Origin of the sequence: Cohnella sp. CFH 77786 (genome assembly GCF_019400745.1) — a bacterium.
In the GTDB taxonomy this organism is placed as follows: domain Bacteria; phylum Bacillota; class Bacilli; order Paenibacillales; family Paenibacillaceae; genus Cohnella.
In genome coordinates this window covers 29,606-41,730 of the sequence record NZ_WJIB01000021.1, presented here as the reverse complement: position 1 = coordinate 41,730, position 12,125 = coordinate 29,606, and the positions used below count along the sequence as shown (strand labels likewise).

Here is a 12,125-nt window from a genome sequence, read left to right as displayed (position 1 = left end):
GAGGTACCTTGATGAAATTTGAAGCTGTCATTCAACTGCATGGCAAGACCGCAACAGGCATCCAGGTGCCGGAGGAGGTATTGGCGGAATTAGGTTCTTCCAAGCGTCCGGCGGTTCGCGTCACGATCCGGGGATATACCTATCGCACAACGGTTGGGGTCATGGGCGGACGGTATCTGATTCCCGTAAGTGCCGAGCATCGGGAAGGGGCAGGCGTTGCCGCTGGTGATCAAGTGGAAGTGAAGCTCGAGCTCGATACCGAGCCTCGTGAGCTGGACGTCCCGTCGGACTTCATCGATGCGCTGAATGAAAATCCGGAGGCGAAGCATTTTTTTGAAGGGTTGTCTTACAGCAACAAGAGGAGATTCCTCCTTCAAATCGAGGGCGCGAAAACCCCCGAGACCCGTCAGCGGCGCATCGATAAAGCGATCGGGATGTTGAACGAGGGTAGAGTGTAAACCAAAACCACCCCAGGAAGGGATGAAGAAGGGATGGACCCGTCATGAGCGTCAAACCCGTCGGTTTAACGAAAGATGCGGGCTTCCAGATCGGCGTCCGCAGGACTTTGCCCGTGACGCAGGAGCAAGCCTGGTCCTATTTGATTTCGCCGGAGGGGCTGAAATCGTGGCTGGGCGATCTGCCTCGACTGGATCTCGCCGTTAAACGGTCTTATCAGACTGCCGACGGCTCGACCGGCGAGATACGGGCAGCAAAGCCGCTCCAGCAGCTGCGTCTAACTTGGCAGCCGAAGGACTGGGACAAGCCGTCGACGGTTCAAATTCGCTTGATTCCCGGCAAGGAAGGACGAACGACCGTTTCTTTCCACCAAGAGCATCTGGACGGGCCTCAGACAAGAGCACAGATGAAGATACGCTGGGAAGAAGTACTGGATAAGATGACCGAACATTTTCAAAAAACCAATTGAACCTGACCTCGCGTCAGGTTTTATTATGTTGTTTGTCGACAATAGAGGTTTTGCGCGAAATGGGAAGCAGGTGTGCATAAGGAAGTTTGGAAAATCGGAGAATTGGCCGAGAGAACGGGCTAACCGTGCGGGCCTTGCACCACTACGACCGTGAAGGGATTGGTGACGCCGTCCCGGACCACGGAGTCCGGGCATCGGCTGTACACGGATGAAGATATCGCGAGGCTCCAGCAGGTGATCTCCCTGAAGCAGCTCGGTTTCGGGCAGGATGCTATCAAGTCCCTGATGGAGAGCCGCGACTACGATCCCGCTGAAGTGCTTCGGATCCAGAAGGAGCGGCTGCGGGAGACCATCCAACGGCAGCAGCTGTTGCACGCCCATTTGGAAGAGCTGCATGCGTTGGTTCTCAAGAGAGAACGCGTTTCTACGGAATGAAAATCATCGAGGTGATGTGTTTGAAGCCGAGTCAATATTTTACGGACGAGCAGCTGGAGAAGATGAGACGCCAGAGCGAATCGCTCGGGCACGACAAAATGATGGGAATGGCGAACGAGTGGCCGGAGCTCATCGCGAAGGTACGCGCCAAAATGGAAAGCCGCACGCCGGTGGAGGATCCGGAGGTTGCTGAGCTTGTCCGGCGCTGGAAGGAGCTGACGGATCTCTTGTCCGGCGGGGACGAAGAGCTAATCCGGGCGGCGGAACGTTTCCAGGCGAGAATCCGGACAATCCGATCCGGTTCGTCATGGACGGGGAGCTCTATCGGTGTATGAAAGAAGCAATGGCGCGGTTGTGAAAATGAACAGAGGCAGAGGGAGCGGGGGGTCGTTCCTTCTGCCTCTATTGATTCGCGTGTTAACCTTGTTGGACGGCCGCTTCCTCGGGAATCGTCTCCTCCGGGGCGTACATCACCTCGACGCTGTCGGCATAAACTTTTTTCAACCCTTGGGACACCATCAGGACCAGGATCAGAAAAATGGCGTATAAGGTGAGGGAGGAGATACTTTCGGATAGCAGTAACGTATCGCTGGGTTCATCCGCACCACGGATCACACGATTCAGGCCATTGGTTCCAAGCATGAAAATAAGCAGAGGCACGGAAAGCCCGCGTACCCAACGGCCTTCTTTGCGAAGACGGGTCGTCTCCGTAAGGAAGTGGGTGCCGATCATATTGTAGACGGAAGGAATTCCGTAGAAGTTGTAGAACGGCACCATTATACAGGCCAATGAGCCGCCGGGCGTCCTGGGGAAACGAGGGAACAGCAGGTTTAAGTCCATGTGGACCCGATAGATCCAGATCAAGAAGAGGATGATGACGATGTAATAAAGCACTACGGCGACGGTATTCTCGAACCCGTAGAACGGGAACACGTATTCGGCGAAAACTTCGAGATCGATCGCGTAAACGGCCATGAACAGTACATCCACTACAGCAAGAACGATGAGCGGCCATAACAATATTTTCATCACGTTCGACATCATTTCCGATTTCAGTTTCCACGGCATGCTGCTTTCACTCCTTCGGTTGTAGGTCATTCCGCTTGTCTTAAAAACGCGATCGCTTCTCCGAGGTTCGCCACCGGAACGACCCTCAGATGCAAGCCCAGTTCTTGTGCGACCTGTGCCGCTTCTTCCTCGTTGCTCAGGCCTATGTACGGGTAAGTCTCCTTATCCTTGGGCACGAAGAAAATATCCGCCCCGAACTTCTCCGCCGTCCGCAGCTTGTCCCGGATCGCTCCGACGGAACCGACCGATTCGTCCGCCTCGAGCGTTCCCGTGCCGGCAATCGTCCGCGCGCCATTGCGGGAGAAGTCCTCGTGTTCCGTTTCTTCCACCAGACCGATCCCGAGCATGAGGCCGATCGAGTCTCCGTAGTAACGGGAGGTTTCTTCGATCAGCTGGTCCCGTCTCGTATCGCGTTCCTCCTTGGTCGTCGGAGCTTCGGTGAGTTCCGCCGCCGAATCCACGGCATGCCGGATCGTTTCGTTGCGCGATTCTTCTCCGACATCCTTCATCTCGTCGAGCGCGTCTCTCGCGGAGGAATCCGCGGGGTAAAATTCGGCGTCGGGCATCGACCGGCTGATCGAGAGCTTCTCGATCCTGTTGCGCGCGACCCCCTCACGGACGTACACGAAATGCACGCTTCCCTTCACGCCGATCTCCTGGACGGAGACGATTTCGCCAAGCGCCGTGAAGCCGTAGTACTGAGGCCAGGAGACATAGACACCCACCGACAACGGGATGAGGAGGAGAAGGATGGCGATGACCCAGTGGAGACGGATTTTAAGCTTCTTCTTCGTTGCAGGAGCTGAGGACTGTGTTTGTGGATGCAAAAGGATCACCTATTCTTTATTGTGGAAGACGTGGGGCATGTCTTGGAATTCGACAGCGTTCCCTAAACTTCCTTCTTTTCTGCAAGATTGGCGTGGGTAAAGCTCTGGGTCGAGGATGAAGCGGTGTTTTACATCATGGATTGGAGCGCTGTAGAATAGAGAGGATGAAAATGGATTCGGATGGAAGAAGGAGAGGATGACGGGTGCAAAACGTCGTATCGATGAAATGGCTGCTGGCGAGGTTGTACGAACCGGATTTGGTGATCGTAGACTGCCGGTTTCAGTTGGGGAACGGAGAGGCGGGGTTGAACGCCTACAAGGAAGGGTACATACCCGGCGCGGTCTACTTTGATTTGGAAAAGGATCTATCGGCGCCAGTAGCGGAGCACGGAGGAAGACATCCTCTCCCGGATATCGGCGTGTTGGCGGGCAAGTTGGGCAAGGCGGGCATCGACGGGGCGGTCCGCGTCGTCGCATACGATGATCAGGGCGGCGCCATGGCGTCCCGGTTCTGGTGGCTGTTGCGGTATATGGGACATGAGAATGTTTATGTGATGGAGCAGGGTTTTACCGCTTGGAAGCAGGCCGGTTACCCGGTGACCGATGCGGAGCCGCCAATTCGGGTTCCGAAAACGTTTGTACCCCAACTGCAGGAGGACATGCTGGCGGACGTCGAGGATGTACGGCGCGCGGTCCGCGAACGGTCGGACGTCCTGATCGACTCCCGCGAAGCCCCGCGTTACCGCGGCGAGGTGGAGCCGATCGACCGCGTGGCCGGGCATATCCCGAAGGCGTTGAATCGGTTTTGGAAAGATTCTCTGCGCGGTGATGGAACTTGGAAGGATGCGGGCGAGCAGCGTGAGCGCTTCGAGGATCTGCAGCCGGATGACCGCGTCATCGTCTATTGCGGCTCCGGCGTCACAGCCTGCCCGAACGTGCTGGCGCTGGAGGAAGCGGGATATAAGAACGTGAGGCTGTATGCGGGCAGCTGGAGCGATTGGATTACGTATAGCGAGAATCCGATTGCGGTGGGGGAGGAAGTGAAAAAATAAACTCGCGCGGGACGCGGGTTGGAGGGCTGTAACAGGTTGCTAGCTAGTGGCCTGTTGCGGCCCTCTTTGTGCTTATCGTTCAACAGCTTTCAAACAAGAAATCGGAGAAAGCAGTTGCGAGATCCCCAAAGCCGTGAAATCTTTTGATTAACTGATAGGATTCCTTCTGATGTGCGTCGCGAATTAAACGACAGCTCGTTTCCAGCGTGTTGCGAATATTCGTTCCGTTTTGTCCAAATAGCTCTGACGTTGCTCGAGGCTGCGATTTTCCATACCTGAGTAGTTATACCATTTGAGATTGTTCACGCCCATCTTCCGGAAGGTACCACGGAACACCATCTTCGCAATCGGATTCCCGAGGAACCAGCGATAAACGAAGGTAGGGGTAGACATGATTGTCAGCATAGATACGCCTTTCAAACGAGGAAGCAAGCATTTGAAGGGACGTCCCGGTTTCGTTTCTTCGTATACGATGCCCTTCACAAAGACCTTGTCGAGGAAGCCCTTCATGAGCGCTGGCATCCCCTCCCACCAGATGGGGAAAATAAAGATGATATGATCCGCAGCCTGGAGACGCCTCTGGTAGTCGGCCGCAAGGGGGTCGTTCGTTCGTTTCTGCCGCCAAGAGGCGAGATCTGAACCTGACATGACGGGATTGAAGCCGTTCGCGTGCAGATCGAACAGGTCGATACCGTGGCCGTTAGAGAGCAGACCTTTAATAACAGAGGCTAAAAGCGCAGCGGAATAGCTTCTCTGATGCGGGACGTTCTCGGAAGCCAAGGCTCCGTAAGGATGGTCGAACACAATAACGAAGTTCATAAGCAGCCCTTCTCTCATTTTGGATCAGAGGATTCAATAATATATCAATGGAAACAATCGTACATCTTTGTTTCCCGGTTGTCAATAATGTTTCTTGAAATATTTATTTTTCATTGAACGGTTGCTATACTTAAACCAAGAAGGAACATGTAAAGGAGAAGGATCATTGACTCGTGCGTCACAATTGCAAGAGAAGACCGGCGAGAAAAGTGGGCTGCATGCGAACGTCGAACAATCACTCTTAATTACGGAAATCATGAATCATGTCGCTGACATGCAAAAGCGAATCCAAGCAGAGGGCGAGGACGAAGAGAGGCGCTGGATGATGACGAACACCTCGGATGTCGTCGTTATCGATTTTCTGAAGGAAGCAACAGTTCTAATGCTCCATGTAGTGGATGCGATAGGAGAGTCGGAACCGGTTAACGGGGTTACAATTTCCAAGCGTTTTGGTATCCCGAGAGGGAGTGTATCCAAGATTACACGTCGGTTGGCGGAACAGGGAATTATCCAAGCGGAATCGCTTCCGGACAATAAGAAAGAAGTGCTGTTCCGATTAACCCCGACGGGCCGACAAATCTTCATGCTGCACCAAATGCTGCATGCCCATATCGACGGCAATGTGCGTGAATTCCTGGGCCAATATGATCTCGATCAGATCCGATTCCTCGCGCGATGCATGAAGGATATGGCGGAGGCTTCATGGGTTCGCCTAGAAGAAGATAAGGTCGAGCCGGAAGAAGGCAAGGAGATCACGGAATTATCGAACGGCACGATCGAATCCACATGGAAGACGGAGGAGTTGAGTGACATTCTGGTTATGCTGCGGCAATTGGACGCGAAGGGGTTGAGGAAAGCGAAGGAACTGATTCGAATCGCCTTTTTCGACAACTAATGAGAGGGATTGACCGGGCATCACGCGGAATCTGCAAACAACCATTCAACAACTTGCAAACAGCCCCCGTTCTTCCGCCAACCAACCAACCAGCCCACCCACCCTTTTGGGTGCTACCTTGCTTCACTTGGCCTTTTGTTGGCGTTTCGTTCAGCTTGGCCCAGCCATAGGGGGTTACCTTTCCCCAGGTCAAACCATACTGTTTCTCCATCCCCGTCGTCCATGGGCCTCTTGCTCTTGAATTGCTCCCAAGCGTAGCCAAGGGAGGTCGTTGCACATGAGCGTTGGCACATCTTCCGAGGCATTCCCGCAGCGTTGATCGGAATCCCCACCTTTTGGCGTTAGAACCCTTTGAGCATAGGGGTTCGTGGGGGGATAAGAAGCTGGAGCGATTGGATATTTATGCGGGGAATCCGGTTGCGACGGTAGAGGAAAAAGATCGGAATTTGCATAGCAGTATGCGAAGTTTAATACAGAGCACGGCGAGAGGAAATGCTGTAGCTCTGTATTTTTTCTGTTCTGAAGTCAGCACGGAATCTACAATCGGTTGCAAAAAACCTGTTTACAACGTGATCTCATAGAGTGTTACAGTGGATAATCAACACCAAGTCAACCACCGTGTTATTATGGTCTTTAATCCGACATACTGACTTTTTCGTGCAATAGATGCACGGCATTCAATATCTATCTCCGATAAGATTGATCTCGAAGGGGGGGAACGCGATGGATTGGCTGGACAGGATGAATAGCGCCATGGATTACATCGAAGCAAACCTAACGGACAGCATCTCTCCTATGATGAAATTGCGCGGAAAGCCTATTGCTCGACATATCATTTTCAAAGAATGTTTCCTTTTATAACCGGCGTATCGTTGTCTGAGTATATTCGGCGTCGACGTCTGACGTTGGCGGCGTTCGAGCTCCAGACCTCGGATGCGAAGGTGATCGAGGTAGCCATGAAATATGGATATGATTCGCCAGAAGCGTTTGCACGTGCATTCAAGAATCTTCATGGGATCATGCCGGTGTCCGCGCGTGATCAGGGCGTTACTCTAAAAGCCTATCCTCGCATGTCCTTTCATATCTCAATCAGAGGTCACGGGACTGAATCTTTCCGTCTCTGCCATGGATAAACAGCTCTGATCCTTGATTTTTTGAAATCTGACGGGCGATACCAGTGGACTCTCTTTTTGTCTCTGTGATTCGAGTCAATTTCTCGTTCCCCGCTCCTCTTACCGCCCACTTAAATGTGTAAAGCGATGTCCCCTCCAGGAAAGATGCTGCGCAGAAGGATCCAGGAGTAAGACGTCAGCCGTTCTCTTCCTTCGCCTTGTTCTTGTAATCCAGCGGACTGCAGCCGACATGCTCCTTGAACACCTTGGAGAAGTAGTGTTGATCGCCGAAGCAGAGCGCGTCCGAGATCTCCTTGATAAGCATCTCCGGTTTCGCCTCCATCAGCCTGCGTGCCTCGTTTATTTTCAGATCCGTGTAGTAGTGCACGAAGGTCTGACCGGAGTGTCGCTTCATGATGCGGCTGATGTAGGACGGACTCACATGGAACTTTCCGACGAGGTCCTGAATGCCGATGTTGGCGTATAGATTCGTGCTCAAGAACCGCTCGATCTGCTCGAATAGCTCGATGCCGCTCTTCTTGTTCAGCGTGAGAACCGACTGGAAGATTTGCTCCGTGAGCTCCAGCAGCTCCGTGCAGAAGGTCTCGTAATCGGGGAGCTCGAACAAACGTTCGACTTGGCCGAACAGCTTCGCCGGCTCCGACCCTCCTTCCCCGTCGATCTGCGCCGCGAACGTGCTCGCGAGCTGCCGGACGAACCGCTTCAGCTCCACCAACCGAAGTCCGCTCCAACTCCACTTGGACAATTGCTCGGACAGCATAAGCATGAACCGCTCTATGTTGTGCTGCTCCGCCAGCGCCCCGTAGACACCGCCGAGCTTGTCTATTTCCTCCAACGACAACCGAGGATAGAGCCAAGGTTGGTCGAAGTCCATCGCGATCGGTTTGAAAATGGGGATTTGATCATCAAGTTCCTGCGCGACCGTCCGAATTTTTTCGGGAACGAGGTTCCAAGGCAACGGCTCGAAGCTCCCTCCCAAGGAGACGCGAAGACCGGCCTCCTGCAGCCTTAGTCTTACGTCTTCAAGCAGCGCCGCCGGCGATTCGAAGGCCTTCGCCCAGGCCTCGTCGGCTAACAGCAACAATCGATCGGTAGATACGGACGGCATCGCCCACACGGCCGGCGGGTTTCCAAGGCAATCCGCGACGAATGCGGGCGTCAGCTTCTCACCGCTTCCCGCGAACGGTTGCTTGCGGATGTCGATCCATACCTTCGGGTTCTCGTAGAACTTCGAATCCACCTCCGTCCAATAGCTCATCTCTACGATTCCTCTGTACAGCGAAGCCGCTTTCCCTTGTGCCTCTTGAAGCTGCGCGATCACCCTCTCCATGACCTCGATCAGTTGGGCGCGCGTGACGGGCTTCAGCAAATAATCGTTCACCTGTAGATTAAGCGCCTTGCGCGTATATTCGAAGTCGTTGAAGCCGCTGATCAGCACGGCCTTCAGCTTCGGATGAATGATCTTCGCCTGTTCGATCAAGGTCAAGCCGTCCATCTTGGGCATGCGAATATCGGTCAGCATAATATCGATAGAATGTGACCGGAAGGCCGCCAGCGCCTCCTCGCCGTTCGCGGCCGTCGCAGCGACGCGGACCGGCAGACCCGATGCTTCGAGCAGCCCCTTAATGTTCCGCTGTATCGGCTTGCTGTCTTCCGCGATAAGGACGTTATACATGGACGAAGGCCTCCTGAATCCGTTAATAAAAGTTCCTTTTGAGAGAGGCGATAATCTGAACCGTAGTGCCGCAATCGGCGTTATTGAACAAGTTGAAGAACAACCGGTTCTTGTACATCAGCTTCAGCCGGTTCACCGTATTGACGATGCCCATGCTGCCGATACCGAGCGACTCTTCCCGCATCTCTCGTACACCGTGATCCGACTCCTCGATAGTAGCCATTATCCGCTTGATCTCCGATTGGTCGATTCCTTTGCCGTTGTCGGTAATCTCGACCGCCCACAGCCCGTTGTACAGCTTGACTTTGATATGGATTCGCCAAGGCGGATCGGTATGGCTGAACGCGTGCTCGATGCAGTTTTCCACGAACGGCTGGATGACGAGGCGCGGCAGCTGAATCGCTTCGGCGTAGGGGTCCATGTCGATCTCCCACACGAGATCCTCCTCGTAGTTGCGTTCGACGAGCGATAGGTACCTGCGCGTATGCTCGATCTCCTCCAACATGTTCACGTGTTTGTAAGGAGAGGAGACGATGTACCGCAAGCCCTCGGACAGCTGCTGGCACATCTCGGAGACGGCTTCGTTCTTGCCTTCCTGGGAAGCGATGCTGATCAGATAGAGCGCGTTATGGATAAAATGGGGGGCAATGTGCGCCTGCAGCGCGGAGTTCCTCGCCATCACCTCTTCGTGCACCGCCAGCTTCTCCCGTTCGATCGACTTCTGCAGCCGATCAAGCATCTCTCCGAACGCTTTGTTGAGAAGCGACAGATCGTTGTTATGCAGCTTGACGTCTTCCTTCAGGCTCAGATTGCTGTAATTCATCCGCATGATCTGGCTGCGCAGCCGGCGGATCGGCAAGACGAAGTTTCGGGCCGAGAAGTAGATGTAAACGAGCGAGACGAGTGTCAGGGCGACGATGATAAAGATTGAGACGTTCTTTATCGAATTGACGGAGCCAAGTACCGAAGCCTTAGACGTCACGATAAACGTCGTCCAGCCGTTGCCATTCGACTTCTGGTACGCGACGTAGTTCCGGGAGGCGTCCGTGTAAATGCCTCGGGTGCCATGGGCATTGTTCATCCGATCGACGTTTCCCTTCTCGTCCGAGGCATCGCTCGACCGCGCGATCTCGTTCCCGTCTTCGTCGACCACGTAGATTTTCGAACCGACGACGCCGTTGGTTACTTTGCGCAAGTAAGCATTGTCCAATTGGATGTACAAGTAGCCGAACACTTTGCCGTTGATGTCGATGATGGAGCGGACGAACGCGAGCGCGCCCGGATCTCCCGCGTACAGAATGTATTTGCTGTCGTTCAGCTTATCCGCGAGCCGCTTGTTGTCGATGACCGGCTTGATCGAGACCGGGAAGGACTTGCCGATATAGGACGCCACCGGCTTCCCTTCGAGGTTGTAGACAACCATGTCGCGGATGTTCATGCTCGGCCCGAGCGCCTGGAACATGATGTCCTTCAGCTTGCGGTTCCCCGTGAGCCCTTCGTAGGCCGGATGCGGTCCGGGATCCATGAGGACGAACAGGTCCTGATTCGACAGGAGCCGCTGCGACAGTTGATTCTGAATGTCAATGTAATCGTCCAGCTGCGCGGACACCTTCGTCGCTGTCATCAGCGTCTCGTTAACGGTCTTCTCGCGAAGCGGTTGAATGATGAACCAGTTGACATAGATGACGAAGCAGCCGAGAATCACGAGCAGCATAGGCACGAACGTGACGATCAGCTTGCGCTGCAGGCTCGAGCGGCCGTCCATCTTCTCGAATTCCTTATCCATAAAGGCCATGACGAATCCGTCCTTCTCGGTTGATCGGTTCAGAATTTTACACATGAAGAGTAAACCACAAACATGTACCCTTGGATCGCCCGATTTTATAATCGATATTGTAATCGCAACCAAGGCAACATACAACTATTCGACAAATGGGGGAATAAGCATGATCAACAAATGGATCAAACCGTCCGCACTATTGCTGGCTTCCGCGCTCGCCATATCGCTTACCGCCTGCGGGTCGAACAATGCGAACAACGCCGTCGGATCGGACCACGGAGCATCGGAATCGGCAAGCTCCGGTTCCGCGAAGGGCGAAAAGGTCACGATCGAGCTCGCCATCTCCAAGAGCTCCCAGGACTACGCCTTTATCAAAGAGGAACTGCTAAAGCAGTTCGAAGACCAAACGAACATTCACGTCAACGTGCAGATGCTTCCGTCCGAGCAAGTCACGACGGTGCTGCAGACGAAGCTGGCTGTCGGCGAGGCACCTGACCTCGTGCCATACAATCTCGCGAGCGCCGTGAACGATCTCAATCTCGAGCGCAACTTCGAGATTCTCGACGATCAGCCTTGGGTCAGCCGCCTGCTGAACAAGGACGTGCTCTCCGCCTACGGTCACGTGTATGGCTTTCAACTCAGCCAGGATGCCGGTATTCAAGGCGTCGTCTACAACAAGGATATTTTCAAGGATCTAAACATCTCCATTCCGAAGAACTACGATGAACTCGTCGCGGCGGCCGAGAAGATCAAGGCGAGCGGCATCACTCCGATCTACATGCCGTTCAAGGACATGTGGGCGACAAACATCTGGATGGGCTCTGCGTTCGCCGATTACGTGAGCAAGAACGATCCGACGTTTTGGGACGACCTGAACGCGAACAAGAAGAAATGGACGGACATGCCGGAATTCGCGAACATCATCGACAAGCAATACCAGCTCTACAAAAAGGGCCTCACGAACTCCGACGTGCTGAGCGACAGCTACGATATGGCCTCCGGCAAGTTCATCAACAAGGAAGTCGCGATGATGTTCATGGGCGACTGGTTCATCAATGATCTCGCGAGCAAAGCTCCGGACTTGCATCTCGGCCTGTTCCCGATCCCGTACGCCGAAGACGCGAAGATGGGCGCGAGCCCGGTCGGCGGCCAGCTGTTCATTCCGAAGAAGGCGAAGCACATGGAAGAAGCGAAGAAGTTCCTCGAATTCCTCGCCTCGAAGGACGTCGCTCAGAAGATCGTGAATGCCAACAAGTTTGTTTCCAACTTCAACGACGTCACGACGCCGGAGCTTCCGGAGTACAAGAAAGAGATCGTCGACAACTACATCACGCCGAAGAAGACCGTCGTTACCTCCGACGCCTTCATGCTGGTCGACATCAGCGAAGAATACCGGTACTACCAAGACATCTTCGCGGGCGGTAAAACGCCACAGCAAGCGCTCGAAGCTTGGCAGAAGAAGTTCGCCCAACTGATGAAGGACAAAGGTGCGGCTGGTTTCTAAACAGAAAAAAGG

Annotated in this window: 13 protein-coding genes and 1 pseudogene; 8 read left to right on the top strand and 6 right to left on the bottom strand. The window is 54.0% G+C overall.

The annotated features are described in order from the left end of the window. Positions 1-11 precede the first annotated feature (11 nt). From GE107_RS23350 to GE107_RS23335, 4 genes are all read left to right on the top strand, one after another. On the top strand, positions 12-458 hold the full coding sequence (locus GE107_RS23350) for a YdeI/OmpD-associated family protein (RefSeq protein WP_219643726.1): 447 nt from the start codon (positions 12-14) through the stop codon (positions 456-458). A gap of 44 nt (positions 459-502) precedes the next feature. Next, complete coding sequence (locus tag GE107_RS23345; RefSeq protein WP_219643725.1) at positions 503-925, top strand: SRPBCC family protein; 423 nt, start codon at positions 503-505, stop codon at positions 923-925. Positions 926-1,087: 162 nt separating this feature from the next. Further along, a complete protein-coding gene (locus tag GE107_RS23340) occupies positions 1,088-1,360 on the top strand; it encodes a MerR family transcriptional regulator (RefSeq protein ID WP_219643723.1) in 273 nt (90 codons plus the stop codon). Then, complete coding sequence (locus tag GE107_RS23335; RefSeq protein ID WP_219643721.1) at positions 1,357-1,695, top strand: TipAS antibiotic-recognition domain-containing protein; 339 nt, start codon at positions 1,357-1,359, stop codon at positions 1,693-1,695. Before GE107_RS23340 ends, GE107_RS23335 begins: the two co-directional genes overlap by 4 nt. An 82-nt stretch (positions 1,696-1,777) precedes the next feature. Here GE107_RS23335 and GE107_RS23330 read toward each other — a convergent pair whose 3' ends face one another. Together GE107_RS23330 and GE107_RS23325 are read right to left on the bottom strand one after the other, a co-directional pair. Further along, positions 1,778-2,428, bottom strand: coding sequence for a hypothetical protein (locus tag GE107_RS23330; protein ID WP_219643719.1), 651 nt, complete (start codon positions 2,426-2,428; stop codon positions 1,778-1,780). A gap of 26 nt (positions 2,429-2,454) precedes the next feature. Next, positions 2,455-3,255 carry a hypothetical protein gene (locus GE107_RS23325; protein WP_219643717.1) on the bottom strand — a complete coding sequence of 267 codons (801 nt, stop codon included), beginning with the start codon at positions 3,253-3,255 and terminating at the stop codon, positions 2,455-2,457. Between the two features lie 203 nt (positions 3,256-3,458). On the opposite strand from GE107_RS23325, the gene GE107_RS23320 reads away from it, so the two are divergent. Beyond that, on the top strand, positions 3,459-4,307 hold the full coding sequence (locus GE107_RS23320) for a sulfurtransferase (protein WP_219643715.1): 849 nt from the start codon (positions 3,459-3,461) through the stop codon (positions 4,305-4,307). A gap of 183 nt (positions 4,308-4,490) precedes the next feature. Here GE107_RS23320 and GE107_RS23315 read toward each other — a convergent pair whose 3' ends face one another. Continuing rightward, a complete protein-coding gene (locus GE107_RS23315) occupies positions 4,491-5,126 on the bottom strand; it encodes an NAD(P)H-dependent oxidoreductase (RefSeq protein WP_219643713.1) in 636 nt (211 codons plus the stop codon). A 94-nt stretch (positions 5,127-5,220) separates the two neighbouring features. Here GE107_RS23315 and GE107_RS23310 point away from each other — a divergent pair, with 94 nt between their 5' ends. Together GE107_RS23310 and GE107_RS23305 are read left to right on the top strand one after the other, a co-directional pair. After that, on the top strand, positions 5,221-6,021 hold the full coding sequence (locus GE107_RS23310; protein WP_255570805.1) for a winged helix DNA-binding protein: 801 nt from the start codon (positions 5,221-5,223) through the stop codon (positions 6,019-6,021). A gap of 723 nt (positions 6,022-6,744) precedes the next feature. Continuing rightward, positions 6,745-7,142 (top strand): annotated as a pseudogene (locus GE107_RS23305) (helix-turn-helix transcriptional regulator); the annotation flags it as partial. Here the strand turns inward: GE107_RS23305 and GE107_RS23300 are convergent. The 3 genes from GE107_RS23300 to GE107_RS23290 form a co-directional block, all read right to left on the bottom strand. Further along, positions 7,111-7,233, bottom strand: coding sequence for a DUF2188 domain-containing protein (locus GE107_RS23300; RefSeq protein ID WP_255570804.1), 123 nt, complete (start codon positions 7,231-7,233; stop codon positions 7,111-7,113). The pseudogene GE107_RS23305 and the gene GE107_RS23300 overlap by 32 nt on opposite strands. A gap of 96 nt (positions 7,234-7,329) precedes the next feature. After that, positions 7,330-8,829 carry a response regulator gene (locus GE107_RS23295; protein WP_219643712.1) on the bottom strand — a complete coding sequence of 500 codons (1,500 nt, stop codon included), beginning with the start codon at positions 8,827-8,829 and terminating at the stop codon, positions 7,330-7,332. A 22-nt stretch (positions 8,830-8,851) separates the two neighbouring features. Beyond that, positions 8,852-10,624 (bottom strand): sensor histidine kinase, encoded by a 1,773-nt coding sequence (locus GE107_RS23290; protein ID WP_370636506.1) that lies wholly within the window; start codon positions 10,622-10,624, stop codon positions 8,852-8,854. 151 nt (positions 10,625-10,775) lie between these two features. On the opposite strand from GE107_RS23290, the gene GE107_RS23285 reads away from it, so the two are divergent. Next, positions 10,776-12,113: an ABC transporter substrate-binding protein gene (locus tag GE107_RS23285; protein WP_219643710.1), complete on the top strand. Its 1,338-nt coding sequence runs from the start codon at positions 10,776-10,778 to the stop codon at positions 12,111-12,113. Positions 12,114-12,125: the final 12 nt, after the last annotated feature.

What these genes read in the sequence shown, in the direction of transcription:
- GE107_RS23330 (WP_219643719.1), bottom strand. Translation starts at nt 2,428, where the DNA reads ATGCCGTGGAAACTGAAATCGGAAATGATGTCGAACGTGATGAAAATA.
- GE107_RS23315 (WP_219643713.1), bottom strand. Translation starts at nt 5,126, where the DNA reads ATGAACTTCGTTATTGTGTTCGACCATCCTTACGGAGCCTTGGCTTCC.
- GE107_RS23295 (WP_219643712.1), bottom strand. Translation starts at nt 8,829, where the DNA reads ATGTATAACGTCCTTATCGCGGAAGACAGCAAGCCGATACAGCGGAAC.
- GE107_RS23350 (WP_219643726.1), top strand. Translation starts at nt 12, where the DNA reads ATGAAATTTGAAGCTGTCATTCAACTGCATGGCAAGACCGCAACAGGC.
- GE107_RS23345 (WP_219643725.1), top strand. Translation starts at nt 503, where the DNA reads ATGAGCGTCAAACCCGTCGGTTTAACGAAAGATGCGGGCTTCCAGATC.
- GE107_RS23285 (WP_219643710.1), top strand. Translation starts at nt 10,776, where the DNA reads ATGATCAACAAATGGATCAAACCGTCCGCACTATTGCTGGCTTCCGCG.
- GE107_RS23290 (WP_370636506.1), bottom strand. Translation starts at nt 10,624, where the DNA reads ATGGCCTTTATGGATAAGGAATTCGAGAAGATGGACGGCCGCTCGAGC.
- GE107_RS23335 (WP_219643721.1), top strand. Translation starts at nt 1,357, where the DNA reads ATGAAAATCATCGAGGTGATGTGTTTGAAGCCGAGTCAATATTTTACG.